14 protein-coding genes and 1 riboswitch are annotated in these 19,264 nt (G+C 69.6%); of the genes, 6 read left to right on the forward strand and 8 right to left on the reverse strand.

The window, feature by feature from the left end; all coding sequences use genetic code 11:
- Positions 1-157: 157 nt before the first annotated feature.
- From ABZV77_RS17175 to ABZV77_RS17190, 4 genes are read right to left on the reverse strand one after another with little or no spacing between them, the layout of a single operon-like run.
- Positions 158-1,723 (reverse strand): alpha-amylase family glycosyl hydrolase, encoded by a 1,566-nt coding sequence (locus ABZV77_RS17175; protein WP_356256848.1) that lies wholly within the window; start codon positions 1,721-1,723, stop codon positions 158-160.
- A 44-nt stretch (positions 1,724-1,767) separates the two neighbouring features.
- Positions 1,768-2,649: a carbohydrate ABC transporter permease gene (locus ABZV77_RS17180; protein ID WP_356256851.1), complete on the reverse strand. Its 882-nt coding sequence runs from the start codon at positions 2,647-2,649 to the stop codon at positions 1,768-1,770.
- Positions 2,650-2,652: 3 nt separating this feature from the next.
- Complete coding sequence (locus ABZV77_RS17185) at positions 2,653-3,606, reverse strand: sugar ABC transporter permease (protein WP_356256854.1); 954 nt, start codon at positions 3,604-3,606, stop codon at positions 2,653-2,655.
- Positions 3,606-4,973 carry an extracellular solute-binding protein gene (locus ABZV77_RS17190; RefSeq protein WP_356256857.1) on the reverse strand — a complete coding sequence of 456 codons (1,368 nt, stop codon included), beginning with the start codon at positions 4,971-4,973 and terminating at the stop codon, positions 3,606-3,608. The genes ABZV77_RS17185 and ABZV77_RS17190 overlap by 1 nt, the downstream gene beginning before the upstream one ends.
- A 336-nt stretch (positions 4,974-5,309) precedes the next feature.
- Here ABZV77_RS17190 and ABZV77_RS17195 point away from each other — a divergent pair, with 336 nt between their 5' ends.
- Positions 5,310-9,593 carry a discoidin domain-containing protein gene (locus ABZV77_RS17195; RefSeq protein WP_356256860.1) on the forward strand — a complete coding sequence of 1,428 codons (4,284 nt, stop codon included), beginning with the start codon at positions 5,310-5,312 and terminating at the stop codon, positions 9,591-9,593.
- Between the two features lie 114 nt (positions 9,594-9,707).
- Positions 9,708-10,721: a LacI family DNA-binding transcriptional regulator gene (locus ABZV77_RS17200; protein ID WP_356256863.1), complete on the forward strand. Its 1,014-nt coding sequence runs from the start codon at positions 9,708-9,710 to the stop codon at positions 10,719-10,721.
- On the opposite strand, the gene ABZV77_RS17205 is transcribed toward ABZV77_RS17200, so the two are convergent.
- The 4 genes from ABZV77_RS17205 to gcvT all read right to left on the reverse strand — a co-directional run bounded on the left by ABZV77_RS17205 (position 10,708) and on the right by gcvT (position 15,109).
- On the reverse strand, positions 10,708-12,078 hold the full coding sequence (locus ABZV77_RS17205; RefSeq protein ID WP_356256866.1) for an L-serine ammonia-lyase: 1,371 nt from the start codon (positions 12,076-12,078) through the stop codon (positions 10,708-10,710). The two genes, ABZV77_RS17200 and ABZV77_RS17205, sit on opposite strands and share 14 nt — an antisense overlap.
- 175 nt (positions 12,079-12,253) lie before the next feature.
- On the reverse strand, positions 12,254-13,516 hold the full coding sequence (glyA, locus tag ABZV77_RS17210) for a serine hydroxymethyltransferase (protein WP_356256869.1): 1,263 nt from the start codon (positions 13,514-13,516) through the stop codon (positions 12,254-12,256).
- A 23-nt stretch (positions 13,517-13,539) separates the two neighbouring features.
- Positions 13,540-13,917: a glycine cleavage system protein GcvH gene (gcvH, locus tag ABZV77_RS17215; RefSeq protein ID WP_356256872.1), complete on the reverse strand. Its 378-nt coding sequence runs from the start codon at positions 13,915-13,917 to the stop codon at positions 13,540-13,542.
- Positions 13,918-13,975: 58 nt separating this feature from the next.
- Positions 13,976-15,109 (reverse strand): glycine cleavage system aminomethyltransferase GcvT, encoded by a 1,134-nt coding sequence (gene gcvT / locus ABZV77_RS17220; protein ID WP_356256875.1) that lies wholly within the window; start codon positions 15,107-15,109, stop codon positions 13,976-13,978.
- A gap of 149 nt (positions 15,110-15,258) precedes the next feature.
- Positions 15,259-15,367, reverse strand: a riboswitch (glycine riboswitch).
- 149 nt (positions 15,368-15,516) lie between these two features.
- Here gcvT and ABZV77_RS17225 point away from each other — a divergent pair.
- The 4 genes from ABZV77_RS17225 (at position 15,517) to ABZV77_RS17240 (ending at position 19,186) form a co-directional block, all read left to right on the forward strand.
- Complete coding sequence (locus ABZV77_RS17225; RefSeq protein WP_356257638.1) at positions 15,517-16,206, forward strand: AAA family ATPase; 690 nt, start codon at positions 15,517-15,519, stop codon at positions 16,204-16,206.
- 59 nt (positions 16,207-16,265) lie between these two features.
- A complete protein-coding gene (locus tag ABZV77_RS17230; RefSeq protein WP_356256878.1) occupies positions 16,266-17,048 on the forward strand; it encodes an enhanced serine sensitivity protein SseB in 783 nt (260 codons plus the stop codon).
- Between the two features lie 62 nt (positions 17,049-17,110).
- Positions 17,111-17,884, forward strand: a complete 774-nt coding sequence (locus tag ABZV77_RS17235; protein WP_356256881.1) for an enhanced serine sensitivity protein SseB C-terminal domain-containing protein — start codon at positions 17,111-17,113, stop codon at positions 17,882-17,884.
- Between the two features lie 297 nt (positions 17,885-18,181).
- The gene (locus tag ABZV77_RS17240) at positions 18,182-19,186 is read left to right on the forward strand and encodes an ABC transporter permease (protein WP_356256884.1); all 1,005 of its coding nucleotides are present in this window, start codon (positions 18,182-18,184) and stop codon (positions 19,184-19,186) included.
- Positions 19,187-19,264: the final 78 nt, after the last annotated feature.

Consider the following 19,264-nt stretch of genomic DNA (forward strand, 5'->3'; position numbering starts at 1 on the left):
AGGCCGAGGCCGAGGCCGAGCGCCGTGGCGATCAGGCGCCTGCTGCGTGGTGTGCTTCTGGGGCGCTTTGTGGTGCTCATGACATTCCCTTCGGTGGGGGGAGTGGGGGGAGTGGGGATGTGAAGCCGTGGGGGGTGTGCGGTCCGGCTGCGGGCGCTCAGGCGGCCCGCAGCCAGACCGCGGTGTCCTGCGGCAACCGCCCCCGCGGGGACAAGGGACCGCTGGCCAGCAGGAGTTCGGTGTCCGCGGGCAGCGCCGCGTCGTCGGGTCCGAAGTTGACCAGACAGATCAAGGTGGCGCCGTCCCGCCCGGAGGTGCGCGCGAAGGACAGCACCCGCGGCTCGTCCGCGCGCAGTCGGCGCAGCGGTCCCGCCTCGGTGAAGGCACCCCGCAGCCGCAGCGCCGTGCGGTACAGGGAGAGCATCGAGTCCGGCTCGTGGGCCTGGTGCTCGGCCGCGTACCCGGACCAGTCCGGCGGCACCGGCAGCCAGCTCCGCCCCGGCGCGTCGTCCCAGGGCAGCGGCACCCGGCAGCCGTCCCGGCCCGGGTCGATGCCGCCCGACCGCGCGTGCATCGGGTCCTGGATGCGGTCCCGGGGGATCTCCGCCTCGGGCAGCCCCAGCTCCTCGCCCTGGTAGAGGTAGAGCGAGCCGGGCAGCGCCAGGGTGAGCAGGGCCGCGGCCCGCGCCCTGCGGGTGCCGAGCTCCAGGTCGGTGGGGACGCCGAACCGTTTGCGTTCGAAGGCGAAGCCGGTGTCGTCGGCCCGTCCGTAGCGCGTGACCGTGCGGGTCACGTCGTGGTTGGCGAGGACCCAGGTGGCGGGCGCGCCGACCGGGGCGTGCGTGGTGAGCGTCAGGTCGATCGACTCCCACAGCTGCGCCGGGTCCCAGGGCCGGGACAGGAAGTCGAAGTTGAAGGCGGTGTGCAGCTCGTCCGGGCGCAGGTAGCGGGCGAACCGCTCCGCGTCCGGCAGCCAGATCTCGCCGATCAGCGCCGCGCCGTACTCGTCGGCGATCCGCCGCCAGGAGCGGTAGATGTCGTGCAGCTCGGGCCGGTCGTGGAAGGGGTGCGGGCGGTCCCGGTCCATCGAGGGCAGCCCAGCGGCCTTGGCGAGCAGCGCCGCCGAGTCGATGCGCACCCCCGCGGCGCCGCGCTCGAACCAGAAGCGCAGCACGTCCTCGTGCTCCTGACGGACCTTCGGGTGGCTCCAGTTGAGGTCGGGCTGCTCGGGCGCGAAGAGGTGGAGGTACCACTCGCCGTCCTCGGTGCGGGACCACGGCACCCCGCCGAACTCGCCCACCCAGTCGTTGGGCGGCTCCGGCGAGTGGGGCCGGAAGTGGAACAGCTCCCGCTCCGGTGAGCCGGGCCCCGCCGCCAGCGCCGCCTTGAACCATTCGTGCTGGTCGGACACGTGGTTCGGCACGACGTCCACGATGCAGCGCAGGCCGAGCTCCCGGGCCTCGGCGATCAGCTTCTCGGCCTCGCCGAGGCTGCCGAACGCCGGGTCGATGGTGCGGTAGTCGGCGACGTCGTAGCCGCCGTCGGCGAGCGGCGACAGGTACCACGGGGTGAACCACAGGGCGTCCACGCCCAGTTCCGCCAGATAGGGCAGGCGGGCCCGGACACCGGCCAGGTCGCCGGTGCCGTCGCCGTTGCCGTCCGAGAAGGAGCGGACGTACACCTGATAGATGGCAGCGCTGCGCCACCACTCCGTGCTGGGCAAGGGGAGTCCTTTCGTACGTGCTCCGAAGACGTGCTCCGGAGAGCTCAGCCCTTGAGGCTGCCGGCGCCGAGCCCGGCGATGATGTGCCGCTGGAAGACGAGGAACAGGGCGACCAGGGGCAGCGAGGCCATCACGAGCCCCGCCACCAGGCTGTTGAGCGGGGTGTCCTGGGCGACGCGCTGGAGGAAGACGCTCAGCGGTTGCTGTGCCGGGTCGGGCAGCACGAGCAGCGGCCAGAGGAAGTCCTTCCAGGCCGTGACGATGGAGAGGATGGAGACCACGGCGATGATCGGCCGGGCCAGCGGAAGCACCACGCGCCACATCGTCGTCAGCGGCCCCGCGCCGTCCACCTTCGCCGCGTCGAGGAGCTCGTCGGGGATCCGGTCGAAGAAGTTCTTCAGGATGTAGATGTTGAAGGCGTTGGCGGCGGCGGGCAGCCAGATCGCGCTGGGGCTGTTGATCAGGTTCCGGTTGAACAGGGGGACGTCCACGACGGTGAGGTAGACCGGCACGAGGAGCGCGGTGGCGGGCATCATCAGCGTCACGAGCATCAGGCCGAGCACCACGTTCCCGAACCGCGGGCGCAGCTTGGAGAGCGCGTAGGCGGCCGGGATCTGCACCGCGAGCTGCACCAGCCAGGCGCCGCCCGCCAGGACGACCGTGTTGAGGAAGTAGCGGGAGAGGTCCATCTCCCGCCATGCCTTCGTGTAGTTCTCGGGGTGCCAGCTCTCGGGGACGTACGTGGGCGGGTTCTGCGCCAGCTCCGTGGACGACTTCATGGCGCCGGTCGCGGCCCAGTACAGGGGCACGATGAAGGCCACCGTGAACAGGACGAGCGAGAGGGTGAGGACCGACCAGTAGACGAGCCGTCCCTTGCGCGTCCTCAGGACGGCGGGGCGGACGAGTGTGCGCGTCGAGGCGGACATCGGTCACTCCTTGGCGGCGCGGGTGACCCGCAGATAGAGGGCGGAGAAGGCGCCCAGGGCGATCAGGAGCAGCAGGCTCAGTGCGCTTGCGGTGCCGAAGTCGTTGTAGACGAAGGCGTACCGGTAGACGAGGAACATCACGGTCACCGTGGAGTCCTCGGGGCCGCCGCCGGTCATCACGTACGGCTCGGTGAACACCTGCATCGTCGCGACGATCTGGAGCAGCAGCAGGACGAGCAGGACGAACCGGGTCTGCGGGATGGTGACGTGGCGCAGCCGCTGCCAGATGTTGGCGCCGTCCAGCTCCGCCGCCTCGTACAGCTCGCCGGGGATCGTCTGGAGCGCGGCCAGATAGATCAGGGTCGTGGTGCCCATGTTGGCCCAGGTCGAGACGATGACCAGGGAGATCAGGGAGGTGGAGGAGGAGTCCAGCCAGGCAGAGGTCGGCAGGTGCAGCGTGCGGAGGATCTCGTTGAACAGGCCGGGGCCCGGGTCGTAGAACCACTTCCACATCAGCGCCACCACCACCGGCGGCAGCATGACCGGGAGATAGACGAGGACCCGGAAGTACGCCCGCGCGTGCCGGAACTCGTTGAGGAGCACCGCGGTCAGGAACGGCACCGCGAAGCCGAGGACCAGCGCGTACAGGGTGAACAGGCCGGTGTTCTGCCAGGCGGTGAGGAACAGCGGGTCGTTGAACAGCTTCTCGAAGTTGCTGGTGCCGTTCCAGGTGTTGCCGGTGGCGAAGTTGACGCTCTGGAAGCCGAGGAGCACGTTGCGGATGATCGGCCACCACGAGAACAGCGCGAAGATCACGACGGCCGCGCTCAGGAATCCGTACGCCGTCAGGTTCTCGCGCAGTGCGCGGCGGCGGGCCGTCCGTGGCTTGCCGGGTGGTGGGGACGGCGGGGCCGTGGCGGCGCCCTGCCGGGGTGCGGTCTTCAGCGACATGCTCATCAGGAGGCGTCGTAGATCGCGTTGACCTTCTTCTCGGCGTCGTCGAGAAGCGCGTCGATGTCGGCGTCCTTCTTGGTGAGGACGGACTGCATCGCCGAGTCGAGCACCGCGTAGACCTCCTGGGCCCTGGGCGGTTCGATCACGCCGGGCACCTTCGGCGCGGAGTCCATGAACGCCTGGTAGTTGCCGGTCGGCATGTTGGCGTTGTCCTTCTTGACCTTCTCGATCCGGTCGCGGACCGAGCCCTGGAAGACGTCGGGGACGGTGGGCATCGGAATGCCCACCGGGAGCTTGGCGTCGGCGTAGTCGGCGACGTTCTTCTCGATGAGGTCGGGGTTGAGGTAGCGCCACTGGATCCACTTGACGCCCGCCTTGATCTTCGCCGGGGACGCCTTGGGGTTCATCATGTAGCCCTCGCCGCCGAGCAGCGTGGCCTTCGCGTCCGGCGCGGGGGCGAGCGCGTAGTCCTCGTACTTCCCGCCGAACTGCTTGGCGATGACGGTGATGTTGTCGGCGGCCGACACGTACATGCCGAGCTTGCCCGAGCCCATCATCCGCTGGACGTCCTCGACCTGGAGCAGTTGCTTGCTGCCCATCGAGTCGTCCTTCCAGCGCATGTCGTAGAGGTCCTGGAAGGTGGCCTTGCCCTCGGGTGTGTTGAACGCGGCCTTCCACTTGCCGTCGCTCTCCGTCGCGATCCGGCCGCCGCGGGAGTACAGCTCCGCCGTGTAGTGCCAGCCGCCCTGGTTGTTCTTGGAGAAGTCGGCGTAGCCCACGGTGTTGTCGCCGAGTGCGGCGATCTTCTTGGCGGCGCTGCGGACCTCGGCCCAGGTCTTCGGCGCCCGGTCGGGGTCGAGACCGGCCTTCTTGAACAGGGCGCGGTTGTAGACCAGTCCCATCGAGTAGTTCGACGTCGGCAGTCCGTACTGCCGCCCCTCCTCGTCCTGGAAGATCTTCATCAGGGGGTCCTGGAGGTCGCCGCGGTGCGGCATGTCCTTGACGGCGTCCGTGATGTCCGCGGCCTGCTTCTTCTCGATCAGGGACCGGGTGTCGGTGAAGTACACGTAGAAGACGTCCTCGAGCTTGCCGCCCGCGAGCTTCGCGTTGAACGTCTTCGGGTCCATGAAGCCCTCGTGGGGCACGATGTCGATGTCCGGGTTGGCCGTCTCGAACTGCTGCACGTGCTTGTCGTAGAGCTTGCGTTCGAAGGCCTGGGTCTTGGGCGGCTGCCCGTTGACGTCGAGCTTCACCTTGCCGCCGGAATCCGATTCGGCACCGTCGCTGCTGGTGCCGCATGCGGTCAGCGCCACCAGCGCAAGAACGGTCGCGGTGGCGAGCGAGAGTGTTCGGCTGCTCGTGGATGACATCGGGAGACCCCCTCCGGGTCGTGCTGTACGTCCGTGCTGTGGGTGCCGCGTGGTGCGGCGCATACATAACCACCGTCGCAACCAGGTGCGCAATAACTTGTACGAAGATTGCAAAAACTGGATCGCATCACCGAGGCAGGGCGACGCGTGGGGGCTTGAACATCTACGACGCCGTTGAATCGGCCGCTCGCGGTGGCCAGATGGGCGCGAACCTCGGTCGAGCGGGCGGTCACAACATTCGCGTCCGCTGTAGTCAACTCGACAGTTCTCTGCAATTCTCCCACTTCTTCACGCGAGAATCTGCGTGCCCACGAGAGCGAGGGAGTCGCACGAGCCATGAGACCCATCAGAGCCGCACAGGGCGGAGCCCGAAGACCCCACAGGTGGTGGCGGCCCTTCGCCGCCGCCCTCACCGCGGCACTCCTCCTTCTGGGCCTGCCCGCCCTGCCCGCGTCCGCGGCGGGCGGCCCCGACCTGGCCGCGGGCAAGCCCGCCAAGGCGAGCAGCGCCAAGGCGGATTACGGCGCCGCGAAGATCACCGACGGCAACGCGGGTACGTACTGGGAGGGTTCGTCGTCCGACCTGCCGCAGTGGGTACAGGTCGACCTCGGCCGCGCCACCCGCATCGACGAGGTGGTCCTCAAGCTGCCGCCCGCCTGGGAGACCCGCAAGCAGACCCTGTCCGTGCAGGGCAGCCCCGACGGCAGCGGCTTCAGCACCCTCGCCGCGTCCGGGGCCCGCTCCTTCGAACCCGGCTCCGCCAACACGGTGACGATCCGCTTCCCGTCCGCCCAGACCCGTTTCGTCCGGGTGCACATCACCGCCAACACCGGCTGGCCCGCCGCCCAACTCGCCGAACTGCAGGTGCACGGCGCCGCCGACGCCTCCGTGAACCTGGCGCTCGGCAAGACCCTCAAGGCGTCCGGCCACACCCAGACGTACACCGCGGCGAACGCCAACGACGGCAACCGCGACAGCTACTGGGAGAGCGAGAACGGCAAGCTGCCGCAGTGGATCCAGGCCGACCTGGGCTCCTCGGTACGGATCGACGAGGTGGTCCTCCGCCTGCCCGACGGCTGGGGCGACCGCAGCCAGACCCTCAAGATCCAGGGCAGCACGGACGGCTCCGGGTTCACCGACCTGACCGCGTCGAAGGAGTACGCCTTCACCGCGGCCTCCGAACACTCCGCGACCCTCGCCCTCGACACGGTCACCACGCGCTACGTCCGCGTCCTGATCACCGCCAACACCGCGCAGCCCGCGGGCCAGCTGTCCGAGCTGGAGATCTACGGCCCGGCGGGCGGCGACACGCAGGCGCCCACCGCGCCGAAGAACCTCGCCCTCGCCGAGCCGGAGCCGGGCCGGATCAAGCTCGCCTGGGACGCCTCCGACGACGACAAGGGCGTGACCGCGTACGACGTCTACGCCAACGGGGAGCTGCTGACCAGCGTCGCCGGTGACGTGCGCACGTACACCGACACACGGCCCACGAGTGCCACCGTCACCTACTACGTGCGGGCCAGGGACGCCGCGGGCAACGCCTCGGCCAACAGCAACTCCGTCACCCGCAAGGGGGAGTCGGGCGACACGCAGGCGCCGACCGCGCCCGCGAACCTCACCCTCGGCCAGCCGTCCAGCGGTGAGATCAAGCTGACGTGGGGGGCGTCGGACGACAACGTGAAGGTCACGGCGTACGACGTGTACGCGGACGGCAAGCTCCTGAAGTCCGTGGCCGGTGACGTGACGACGTACACCGACACCCGTCCCGCCAACGTCACGGTCTCCTACACGGTGCGGGCCCGCGACGCGGCCGGAAACGTCTCCGCGCACAGCAGCACCGTGACCCGGCCCGGCGGCGGCAACAAGAACCTGGCCGAGGGCAAGCCGATCACGGCCTCGTCGGTGATCCACACCTTCGTCGCCGAGAACGCCAACGACGGGCAGACGTCGACCTACTGGGAGGGCGCCGCGGGCAGTTACCCCAACACCGTGACCGTCAAGCTCGGCGCCAACGCCGACGTCGACGCGGTCGTCGTCAAGCTCAACCCGGACGCCGGGTGGGGTGCGCGCACCCAGAAGGTGGAGGTCCTCGGCCGGGAGCAGAGGGCCGCCGACTTCACCTCGCTGGTGGCGGAGAAGGAGTACTCCTTCAGTCCGTCAGGCAACCAGAACACCGTCACCGTCCCGGTGTCGGCCAAGGTCGCCGACGTGCGCCTGCGGTTCACCGCGAACAGCGGCGCCACGGCCGGGCAGGTCGCCGAGTTCCAGGTCATGGGCGCCCCGGCGGCCAACCCCGACCTGGAGATCACCAAGCTGTCGTACGCGCCGGAGAAGCCGACCGAGACCGACGAGCTCACCCTGACCGCGACCGTGCACAACCGCGGCACCGAGGCCTCGACGGCCACCGACGCCGCCTTCCGCCTCGGCGGCGACAAGGCGGGCACCGCGTCCGTGGGCGCGCTCGGTGCGGGCGAGTCGACGACCGTGAGCGCCAAGACCGGCGCGCGCGATGCGGGGTCGTACCCCTTCAGTGCGGAGGTGGACACCAAGAACGAGGTGATCGAGCAGGACGAGGGCAACAACACCTCCACCAGCGCCAGTCCGCTGGTGGTCAAGCCGGTCGACTCCGCCGACCTGCTGGCCTCTCCGGTGAGCTGGACGCCGTCCGCGCCCTCCAAGGGCAAGGAGGTCACCTTCAGTGTCGCGATCAAGAACCAGGGCACCCAGGCGTCCGCGTCCGGAGCACACGGCATCAAGCTCATCCTTCAGGACGACAAGGGCACCACAGTGAAGACCCTGACCGGCGAGCACAACGGGGTGATCGGCGCGGGGGACACCACGGCACCGGTCAAGCTCGGCACCTGGACCGCGGGCGACGGCCGCTTCTCGATCAGAACGGTCATCGCCGACGACGCCAACGAACTGCCGGTCAAGCGCGCGAACAACACCAGCACCCACTCGCTGTTCGTCGGCCGCGGCGCCGACATGCCCTACGACACCTACGAGGCGGAGGACGGCGTCCTCGCGGGCGGCGCAAGGACCGTCGGCCCCAACCGCACCATCGGCGACCTGGCGGGCGAGGCCTCCGGCCGCAAGGCCGTCACCCTGAACTCGACGGGCGAGTCCGTGGAGTTCACCGCCAAGCAGGACACCAACACCCTGGTCACCCGCTTCTCCATCCCGGACGCCGCGGGCGGCGGAGGCACCCAGGCGACCCTGAACGTGTACGTGGACGGCGTCTTCCGCAAGGCCATCGACCTCACCTCCAAGTACGCCTGGCTGTACGGGGACGAGGCCTCGCCCGGCAACTCGCCGGGAGCGGGTCCGGCCCGGCACATCTACGACGAGGCGCACGTCATGCTCGACGGGACGGTCAAGGCGGGCAGCAGGATCAAGCTGCAGAAGGACAGCGCCAACACCTCCCGCTACGCCATCGACTTCGTCGACCTGGAGCAGGTGGCGGCGAAGGCCAACCCCGACCCCGGCTCGTACGTGGTGCCCGCCGGATTCGGCCACCAGGACGTGCAGAACGCCCTGGACAAGGTCCGCATGGACACCAGCGGAAAGCTGACGGGCGTCTATCTGCCGCCCGGCGACTACGAGACGAGCAACAAGTTCCAGGTCTACGGGAAGGCCGTCCAGGTGGTCGGCGCCGGGCCCTGGTTCACCCGGTTCCACGCACCGAAGTCCCAGGACAACACGGACGTCGGATTCCGTGCCGAGGCGAGCGCCAAGGGCTCGTCCTTCTCGGGCTTCGCCTACTTCGGCAACTACACGTCCCGCATCGACGGACCCGGCAAGGTCTTCGACTTCCAGAACGTCTCCGACATCACCATCGACGACATCTGGAACGAACACATGGTGTGCCTCTACTGGGGCGCCAACACGGACCGCATGACCATCAAGAACTCGCGGATCCGCAACATGTTCGCCGACGGCATCAACATGACCAACGGCAGTACGGACAACCGGGTCGCCAACAACGAGGCGCGGGCCACGGGCGACGACAGCTTCGCCCTCTTCTCGGCCATCGACGCGGGCGGCGCGGACATGAAGGACAACGTCTACGAGAACCTGACCTCGCTCCTGACCTGGCGCGCGGCGGGCTTCGCCGTCTACGGCGGCTACAACAACACCTTCCGCAACAGCCGGATCGCCGACACCCTCGTCTACTCCGGGATCACCATCAGCTCCCTGGACTTCGGCTACCCGATGAACGGCTTCGGGAAGGATCCGACCACCTTCGAGAACATCACGATCGAACGGGCGGGCGGCACCTTCTGGAAGGGCCAGGACTTCCCGGCCATCTGGGCGTTCTCCGCGTCGAAGGTCTTCCAGGGGATCCGGGTGAACAACGTCGACATCGTCGACCCGACGTTCCACGGGGTGATGTTCCAGACCAAGTACACGGGCAGCACTCCCGAGTTCCCGGTGAAGGACACCGTCTTCACGGACGTCTCCATCACCGGCGCGCCCATCGGCATCTACGTCAACGAGCTGCCGGAGGCGGGCCAGGGGCCCGCGGTCGGTGAAGCGACCTTCGTACGGCCCAAGTTGAGCAACAACGGGCAGGACATCAAGAACGACACGTCCACGTTCAAGCTCACCATGCAGCCCTGACCGGCATCTGACCTGCACCTGACCTGTAAGGGAGGCGCACGCGTGCACGGCCGTCCGGATTCCGGGCGGCCGTTTACGTAACTGGCTTGCAGGCCTTGCGCTATTCTTGCGCCCATGACGCGACGACTTGCTCAAGTTGCGAAGAAGGTGGGGGTCAGCGAGGCGACGGTCAGCCGTGTCCTCAACGACAAGCCCGGCGTCTCCGCCGCGACCCGACAGTCCGTGCTGACGGCCCTGGACGTGCTCGGCTACGAACGGCCGACGCAGCTGCGCGGCGAGCGGGCCCGGCTCGTCGGCCTCGTTCTGCCGGAGCTGCAGAACCCGATCTTCCCCGCGTTCGCCGAAGTCATCGGGGGCGCCCTCGCCCAGCAGGGGCTCACCCCCGTGCTCTGCACCCAGACCAGGGGCGGGGTCTCGGAGGCCGACTACGTGGACCTGCTGCTCCAGCAGCACGTCTCCGGCGTGGTCTTCGCGGGCGGCCTCTTCGCGGAGGCCGACGCGCCGCACGACCACTACCGGCGCCTCGCGGAGCGGAACATCCCGGTCGTCCTGATCAACGCGTCGATCGACGGCCTCGACTTCCCCTGCGTGGCGTGCGACGACACCGTCGCCGTCGAGCAGGCCTGGCGCCACCTCGCCTCGCTCGGCCACGAGCGGATCGGCCTGGTGCTCGGCCCGGCCGACCACATGCCCTCGCGCCGCAAGCTGGCGGCCGCCAGGGACATGGCGCGGGCCGCGGGCACGGAGCTGCCCGAGGAGTTCGTGGAGCGGTCGATCTTCTCGCTGGAGGGCGGCCAGGCGGCCGCCGCGCGCCTCATGGAGCGCGGGGTCACCGGCATCGTGTGCGGCAGCGACCCGCTCGCCCTCGGGGCCATCAGGGCGGCCCGCAGGCGGGGGCTCTCCGTCCCCGCCGACGTCTCCGTCGTGGGCTTCGACGACTCGGCCTTCATGACCTGCACCGAGCCGCCCCTGTCGACGGTGCGACAGCCCATCGAGGCGATGGGCCGCGCGGCGGTCGACCTGCTGTGCGCCCAGATCCGGGGCACCCAGACGCACCCCGGCGAGCTCCTCTTCGAGCCGGAACTCGTCGTCCGCGGCTCGACCGCTCAGCCGCTCAGCACTCGATGATGTTGACCGCGAGACCGCCCCGGGCGGTCTCCTTGTACTTGACGCTCATGTCGGCGCCGGTCTCCTTCATGGTCTTGATGACCTTGTCGAGGGAGACCTTGTGGGAGCCGTCGCCGCGCATCGCCATCTTCGCGGCGGTGACGGCCTTGACCGCCGCCATGCCGTTGCGCTCGATGCACGGGATCTGAACGAGTCCGCCGACCGGGTCGCAGGTCAGGCCCAGGTTGTGCTCCATGCCGATCTCGGCGGCGTTCTCGACCTGCTCGGGGGAGCCGCCCAGGACCTCGGCGAGCGCGCCCGCCGCCATCGAGCAGGCGGAGCCGACCTCGCCCTGGCAGCCGACCTCGGCGCCGGAGATCGAGGCGTTCTCCTTGAAGAGCATGCCGATGGCGCCCGCCGCGAGCAGGAAGCGGACCACGCCCTCCTCGTCGGCGCCGGGCACGAAGTTCATGTAGTAGTGCAGGACCGCGGGGATGATGCCCGCCGCGCCGTTCGTCGGGGCGGTCACGACCCGGCCGCCCGCGGCGTTCTCCTCGTTCACCGCCATCGCGTAGAGCGTGATCCACTCCATGGCGCGGGCCTGCGGGTCGCCCTCGGCGCGCAGCTGCCGTGCCGAGTTCGCGGCGCGACGGCGGACCTTCAGACCGCCCGGCAGGATGCCCTCGCGGGACATGCCGCGGGACACGCACGCCTGCATGACGCCCCAGATGTCGAGCAGACCCGAGCGGATCTCGTCCTCGGTGCGCCACGCCTTCTCGTTCTCCAGCATCAGCGCGGAGATGGAAAGACCGGTCTCCTCGGTGAGGCGGAGCAGCTCGTCGCCGGTGCGGAAGGGGTGCCTGAGGACGGTGTCGTCCGGCACGATCGGGTTGTCGCCCGCCACGGCATCTTCGTCGACCACGAAGCCGCCGCCGACGGAGTAGTACGTCTTCTCCAGGACGAGGGCGCCCTCACGGTCGTACGCGAAGATCGTCATGCCGTTGGCGTGGTACGGCAGGGCCTTGCGGCGGTGCAGGACCAGGTCCTCGTCGAAATCGAAGTCGATCTCGTGCATGCCGAGCAGATTGATGCGCCCGCCGCTCTTGATCTCCTCGACGCGGTCGTCGGCGCCCTCCACGTTCACCGTGCGGGGCGACTCGCCCTCCAGGCCGAGCAGGACGGCCTTCGGGGTGCCGTGGCCGTGTCCTGTCGCACCGAGCGAGCCGTAGAGCTCGGCCCGTATCGCCGAGGTGTGGGCCATCAGGCCCTCGTTCTTCAGGCGGCTCGCGAACATGCGGGCAGCGCGCATCGGACCGACCGTGTGGGAGCTGGACGGGCCGATGCCGATCGAGAACAGGTCGAAGACCGAGATGGCCACGGGAACTCCAATGGTGGTTGGTAGACGCCGTTGTCTGCCGGGGTAGTGCAGAAGTACAAGGCGGTGCGGGATCTGGGCGGGACGTGGTGCGGGGCACCCTGCTCACTCTCCAGTGTGCGGGGTGCCCCGATGTTTCGTACGTACGAACAAAAGCGTACAAACAGAGAGTACGGAACTACTTCAGGCCGGGGTACAGGGGGTGCTTGTCGGCCAGAGCGGTCACGCGGGTCTTGAGGGACGCCGCGTCGAAGCCCGGCTTGAGGGCCTCGGCGATGATGTCGGCGACCTCGCGGAAGTCGTCCTCCTGGAAGCCACGGGTGGCGAGCGCGGGCGTGCCGATGCGCAGGCCGGAGGTGACCATCGGGGGGCGCGGGTCGTTCGGGACCGCGTTCCGGTTGACCGTGATGCCGACCTCGTGGAGACGGTCCTCGGCCTGCTGGCCGTCAAGGTCGGAGTTGCGCAGGTCCACCAGGACGAGGTGCACCTCCGTGCCGCCGGACAGGACGTCGACGCCGACGGCCTTCGCGTCGTCCTGCACCAGGCGCTCGGCCAGGATGCGGGCGCCGTCCAGGGTGCGCTGCTGGCGCTCCTTGAAGTCGTCCGTCGCGGCGACCTTGAAGGAGACGGCCTTGGCCGCGATCACGTGCTCCAGCGGGCCGCCCTGGAAGCCGGGGAAGACCGCCGAGTTCAGCTTCTTCGCGAATTCCTTGTCGCGGGCCAGGATGATGCCGCCGCGCGGGCCGCCGAGCGTCTTGTGCGTGGTGGAGGTGACCACGTCCGCGTACGGCACCGGGTTGGGGTGCAGACCCGCGGCGACCAGACCGGCGAAGTGCGCCATGTCGACCCACAGCCTCGCGCCGACCTCGTCGGCGATCCGGCGGAACTCGGCGAAGTCCAGGTGGCGCGGGTAGGCGGACCAGCCCGCGATGATCACCTTGGGGTTGTTCTCCTTGGCCAGGCGCTCGACCTCGGCCATGTCCACCAGACCGGCCTCGTCCACGTGGTAGGCGACCACGTTGAACTGCTTGCCGGAGAAGTTCAGGCGCATGCCGTGGGTGAGGTGGCCGCCGTGCGCCAGGTCCAGGCCGAGGATCGTGTCGCCGGGCTTGGCGATCGCGAAGAGGGCGGCCTGGTTGGCGGAGGCGCCCGAGTGCGGCTGGACGTTGGCGTACTCGGCGCCGAACAGGTCCTTGACCCGGTCGATGGCGATCTGCTCGGTCACGTCCACGTGCTCGCAGCCACCGTAGTAGCGGCGGCCGGGGTAGCCCTCGGCGTACTTGTTGGTGAGGACGGTGCCCTGGGCCTCCATGACCGCGACCGGAGCGAAGTTCTCCGAGGCGATCATTTCGAGGGTGGACTGCTGGCGGTGGAGCTCGGCGTCGACGGCGGCGGCGACGTCCGGGTCCAGCTCGTGGAGGGGGGTGTTGAGAAGCGACATCACACGATCCCTATCGGTATGGGTCAGCCGGCGGTGAAGGCGGTGTACTCATCGGCGGAGAGCAGGTCGTCCGGCTCACCCGAGATGCGCACCTTGAACAGCCAACCGCCCTCGAACGGGGCGGAGTTGACCAGCGAGGGGTCGTCGACGACGTCCTGGTTGGCCGCGACGATCTCGCCGGTCACCGGGGCGTAGAGGTCGCTGACCGACTTGGTCGACTCCAGCTCGCCGCAGGACTCGCCCGCGGTCACCGTGTCGCCGACCTCGGGGAGCTGGGCGAAGACGACGTCACCGAGCGCGTTGGCCGCGTGCTCGGTGATGCCGACCGTCGCCACACCGTCCTCGGTGGCCGACAGCCACTCGTGCTCCTTGCTGTAACGCAGCTGCTGGGGGTTGCTCATGACCTGAATTCTCCTGTACGCGGGTGGGTGCTGCGGAACGGGAAAGATGTGCGGGGGGTCACTTCTGGCGCTTGTAGAACGGCAGCGCCACGACCTCGTAGGGCTCGTGGGTGCCGCGGATGTCCACGCCCACGCCCTCGGTGCCGGGAGCGGCGTGCTCCGCGTCGACGTACGCGATCGCGATCGGCTTGCCCAGCGTCGGGGACGGGGCGCCGGAGGTGACCTCGCCGATCACCTTGCCGTCCGCGACCACCGGGAAACCGGCGCGCGGGACCCGGCGGCCCTCGGCGATCAGGCCGACCAGCTTGCGCGGCGGCGCGGTCTCGGCGCGCTCGGCGGCGGCGGCGAGCGCGGCACGCCCGAGGAAGGTGTCCGACTGGCTGGTCTTCTCGAACTTCACGACCCGGCCGAGGCCCGCGTCGAACGGCGTCAGCTCGGCGGTCAGCTCGTGCCCGTACAGCGGCATGCCCGCCTCCAGGCGCAGCGTGTCGCGGCAGGAGAGACCGGCCGGGACCATGCCGACGGGCGTGCCCGCCTCCATCAGCGCGCCCCACAGCTGCTCCGCGTCGGAGGGGGCGACGAAGAGCTCGAAACCGTCCTCGCCGGTGTAGCCCGTGCGGGCGATGAGGGCGGCGACGCCCGCGACGGTGCCGGGCAGGCCCGCGTAGTACTTCAGGCCGTCCAGGTCCGCGTCGGTGAGCGACTTCAGGATGCCGGGGGACTCGGGGCCCTGGACGGCGAGCAGCGCGTACGCCTCGCGGTCGTCGCGGACCTCGACGTCGAACTTCTCGGCGCGGGCGCTCAGCTCGTCCAGGACGGTCTGGGCGTTGGACGCGTTGGCGACCACCATGTACTCGGGGGCCTCCGGCGCGCCGAGCCGGTAGACGATCAGGTCGTCCAGGATGCCGCCGTCCGCGGCGACGATCATGGTGTAGCGGGCGCGGCCGACGCCGATGGAGCCGATGTTGCCGACCAGCGCGAAGTTCAGGAAGTCCACGGCCTCGGGGCCGCTGACGGTGATCTCGCCCATGTGCGACAGGTCGAAGAGCCCTGCCTTGGTGCGCACGGCGTTGTGCTCGTCGCGCTCGCTGGCGTACCGCAGCGGCATGTCCCAGCCCGCGAAGTCGGTCATGGTCGCGCCGAGCGCGCGATGCACGGCATCTAGGGCGGTCAGACGGGGGGCAGTGCTCATGAAGGGAACTCCCAGGGCATGACGGGCGAGGTCGATCCTCCCCATCTGTCATCGGAACCTGAGAGGTTCGCCGGGAGTGTCTCGCTATCCGAGAAGTCCGGCTTGCACCTTGGGTGGGACCGCCGGGGCGGTCCGCTTTTCAGATGTGCCTCGCCCGCGCGGTACGGGGCCTGAGAGATTCAAGGGAGGGACTTGCTCCTTCGGCGCCCCGGGCCCACAGCACAAGCTGGGTTCCGGAGACTCTCCCGCGCGGATTCAAACGGCCTGTATGGAGTTGGCGGGCACATCATTGCACGCGACTCTGTTCAGGGGGACCCGTGCCCGGCAGCGGGTTCCGTCACTCCGGAGTGCTCTTGTGCCGCATTACCTTCTCTTTACACTTGCGGGGGAAGCAGTACGTGACCGCTATGGGGAGGCCGATCACGGTGCGCAGCAGGACGAGTCTCTATGCCACTTCCACGGGGGTGGCACTGCCCAAGCAGGCTCCTGCCCCGGCCGCGGAGAGCTGCGGTCGGCTGCCCGCCGCCGTCGTCCGCGATCTGCGGCAGCGGGCCGGTCACAGCCCGCACCGCCTCACGTTCGGCGCGGGCGACCTGGTCGTCGTCTCCGGGCTGCCCGGCGGCGGAAAATCGACCCTGATGCGGCAGGCCGTCACGGGCCCGCGCATCGACTCCCAGGACACCCGCGACCGCTGGGCCGACCGGATGCCCCGCCTGCTGCCCTACGCGGTCTACCGCCCCCTGGTCCGCCTCGCGCACTACGCCACGCTGCGCCGCACCCTCCGCTCCGGTGAGAGCGTCGTCGTGCACGACTGCGGCACCCAGACCTGGGTGCGCCGCTGGCTCGCCCGCGAGGCCGCCAGGCGCGGCACGGCCCTGCACCTGCTGATGCTCGACGTCCCGGTGGACACGGCGCTGCGGGGCCAGCACGAGCGCGGCCGCGGCGTCTCGCGGTACGCCTTCGCACGCCACCGCAGGACGGTCGGCCGGCTGGTCGCCGCCACCGAGCGCGGCGACCTGCCGTTCGGCTGCCGCTCGGCCGTGCTGCTCGACCGGGCGGCCGCGCGGGTGCTGCGGGTGATCGCCTTCGACCGCTGAGCCGACCGGCGTTAGGGTTCGAGCCGCAGGCAGAGCGGTCGCGAGCAGGGGTTGGACAGATGGACTTTCCGGCGCAGGCACATGCCCATCCGTACGGCGGATGGCCGGGCAACGAACTGGAGGAGGTCCTTGCGGCCTCACTCGGCGCCCCCGCGTCCGCGGGCGGCCGCATCGTCGAGGTGCTCGGCCGCAGCCACCTCTGGATACCGCTGCCGAGCGGCGGCAGCCCCGAGAGCGGCACCCTGGACCTGCCGACCCTGGAGATCGAGGGCCAGGCGTACGTCCCCGTCTTCACCTCCGAGCAGCAGTTCCGCCAGGCCCTCGGCGACGCGGCCGACCGGATGGGCTGCACCGTGGCGCCCGCCGTCGAGTTCGCCCGCGGCCTCCCCCCGCAGCTGGGCATTGCGCTGAACCCGGACGGCACCGTCGGCGTCCCGCTGCCGCCGCCCGCCGTCGCCGAGCTCTGCCGGACCGGCCGCACCGAGCTCGACGGCCCGAGCACCGGTGGCCGGGTACGGCTGTTCGAGCCGGACTGGCAGGAGGACCCGGTGGACTTCCTGGCCGCCGCTGCACGGGAGTTCGAGGCCGCGGGGGTCGTGCTCACGGCGCGCCGCTGTCTGGCCCATGTGGAGACGGACGACCCGACGCTCTTCGTCGGCGTCGAGCTGTCCACCTGGGACGGCAACGCGCGCGACCTCCCCATGGAGGCGCTGGGCCGCGCCCTGGGGCAGGCCCCGGTCCCATGGCCGGTGAACCTGGTGCTGCTCGACGTGGCGCAGGACCCCGTGGGCGACTGGCTGCGTGCGAAGGTGCGGCCTTTCTACCACCGGATCGCCGCTTAAGCTGGTTCCATTCCTCTGTCTTCCACAGGGTCACCGAGTTCGTCACGAAGGGGCGGTTACGGGTGAGTGCGTCGGGCACGGCCGCGGCCGGGCACATCGAGCAGTTGCTGCGCCAGGTGACGCCGGGGCGTTACGACGCGTACGAGGCACTGCTGCGCGCGCTCGCCACCGACCAGGTGTGGATGCTGCTCTGGCACGGCCAGGCCGGGTCCCCCGACGCCCAGTACGGGAACATGGAGGTCGAGGGCCTCGGCTACGCACCCTGTGTGACCTCCGCCCAGGAGCTGTCCGCCAGTGGCTGGAACCGGAGCTACGAAGTGGTGCGCGGCACCGCCATCGCCCGCACCCTCTACCCCGACCACTACGGCCTCTGGCTCAACCCGCACGCGCCGGGCGGCGGTGTCGGCATCCCCTGGCTGGATCTGCGCCGCATCGCCACGGGCCTCGACGCGCTGCCCGCGGGACCGCTCAGGCTCACCGAGCCGAGCATCGAGATCCCCCAGTTCTACGCCCTGCTGACGCAGAACGCGCACCGCACCCCCGTGGTCCGCTCGCTGCGCCGCGCCTGGGTGCAGCCCGCGCTCGGTGCGCCATATCTGGCCATCGGCCTCGACGTGTACGACACGTCGCCGCCGTCGGTCGACGCGGTGCGCACGATGATGCGGCAGTCCATCCCCGCAGTTCCGGAGGGCCTGCCCGTCTCGACGGTCGCGATGTCGGACGATTACGACCCGGTCGCGATGTGGCTACGAGCCAATGCCAGGCCGTTCTACGACCGTGAGGCCCAGGCGGCCCCGGCGCCCGCGGGCGGCTACGGATACCCCGCGCAGTACTGAGCAGCGCCGACGGACGTGATGTCCGTTGTGGTGCAGGTGGGGCCCTATGGGCCCCTGTGACGCCTTGCAACCCAACTGCCCCGTGTTCGACCCTCGTTCACTCGCGTCCGGATAACGGAACACCTCGATCAGCATCACGGTTGCGCATCCTTTCCCCGTCAAGTCTGGTAACAGATCGCGACGTGGATGAAGACTCCCGCTCCAGGGGCCTCCGCCCCTTCGTACGACGGACTGATCACGTCGCTACAGCGGCAAGTGCGGGCCGGTCACCACCGGTTGAGAGGGGTCCCTGCCACGATGACGGCACCATTGCATGACACACCTGCGGACGCGGACCCGACCCAGGACGTCGCCCCCGCAGTTGATGCAGGGGTGAAAAAGGTCGAGGGTCGGTCCCTCAAGCAGATCGCCTGGACCCGCCTGAAGCGGGACAAGGTCGCCCTGGCCGGCGGCATCACCGTGCTGCTCCTGGTGCTGGTCGCCATCTTCGCGCCCCTGATCGTGAACCTGTTGGGCCACGACCCCAACGGCTTCCACCAGGACAAGCTCGACGAGCTGACGGGTCTGCCCAAGGGCGCGCTCGGCGGTGTGAGCGGCGACTTCCTCTTCGGGGTCGAGCCCAACAAGGGCCGCGACATCTTCAGCCGGATCGTCTTCGGCGCGCGCATCTCGCTCCTGGTGGCGTTCCTCGCGGCCATCGTGGCCGTGGCGCTCGGCACCCTCTTCGGGATCATCGCGGGCTACTTCGGCGGCTGGATCGACGCCGTGATCAGCCGCGTGATGGACGTGCTGCTCTCGTTCCCGCAGCTGCTCTTCATCATCTCGCTGGTCTCCGTGCTCCCCGACGACCTGCTGGGCCTGCAGGGCACCAGCGTGCGCGTGGCCATCCTCGTGCTGGTCATCGGCTTCTTCGGCTGGCCGTACGTCGGCCGCATCGTCCGCGGCCAGACGCTCTCGCTCCGTGAACGCGAGTACGTGGAGGCGGCCCGCAGCCTCGGCGGCGGCAAGCGCCACATCCTGTTCCGCGAACTGCTGCCCAACCTGGTCGCCCCCATCACCGTCTACGCGACGCTGATGATCCCGACCAACATCCTCACGGAGGCGGCCCTGAGCTTCCTCGGCGCCGGTGTGAAGCCGCCGACGGCCTCGTGGGGCGGCATGCTGCGCGACGCGCTCAAGACGTACGAGCACGACCCGATGTTCATGGTTTTCCCGGGCGTCACGATCTTCATCACCGTCCTGGCCTTCAACCTCTTCGGCGACGGGCTGCGTGATGCGCTCGACCCGAAGGGGACGCGCTAGAAGGTCCCAACTGGCTTGCCCCTGCCGCATGTCAGGTGGCTTTAACCATGGTTCTCCGGCAGCACAAGGCCAGGGACC

Source organism: Streptomyces sp. NPDC004732, from assembly GCF_040609235.1.
Taxonomy (GTDB): domain Bacteria; phylum Actinomycetota; class Actinomycetes; order Streptomycetales; family Streptomycetaceae; genus Streptomyces.

Coding starts and splice junctions, on each gene's coding strand:
- ABZV77_RS17180 (WP_356256851.1), bottom strand. CDS start 2,649: ATGTCCGCCTCGACGCGCACACTCGTCCGCCCCGCCGTCCTGAGGACG.
- ABZV77_RS17200 (WP_356256863.1), top strand. CDS start 9,708: ATGACGCGACGACTTGCTCAAGTTGCGAAGAAGGTGGGGGTCAGCGAG.
- ABZV77_RS17230 (WP_356256878.1), top strand. CDS start 16,266: ATGGACTTTCCGGCGCAGGCACATGCCCATCCGTACGGCGGATGGCCG.
- ABZV77_RS17195 (WP_356256860.1), top strand. CDS start 5,310: ATGAGACCCATCAGAGCCGCACAGGGCGGAGCCCGAAGACCCCACAGG.
- ABZV77_RS17225 (WP_356257638.1), top strand. CDS start 15,517: ATGGGGAGGCCGATCACGGTGCGCAGCAGGACGAGTCTCTATGCCACT.
- ABZV77_RS17190 (WP_356256857.1), bottom strand. CDS start 4,973: ATGTCATCCACGAGCAGCCGAACACTCTCGCTCGCCACCGCGACCGTT.
- ABZV77_RS17240 (WP_356256884.1), top strand. CDS start 18,182: ATGACGGCACCATTGCATGACACACCTGCGGACGCGGACCCGACCCAG.
- gcvT (WP_356256875.1), bottom strand. CDS start 15,109: ATGAGCACTGCCCCCCGTCTGACCGCCCTAGATGCCGTGCATCGCGCG.
- ABZV77_RS17185 (WP_356256854.1), bottom strand. CDS start 3,606: ATGAGCATGTCGCTGAAGACCGCACCCCGGCAGGGCGCCGCCACGGCC.
- gcvH (WP_356256872.1), bottom strand. CDS start 13,917: ATGAGCAACCCCCAGCAGCTGCGTTACAGCAAGGAGCACGAGTGGCTG.
- glyA (WP_356256869.1), bottom strand. CDS start 13,516: ATGTCGCTTCTCAACACCCCCCTCCACGAGCTGGACCCGGACGTCGCC.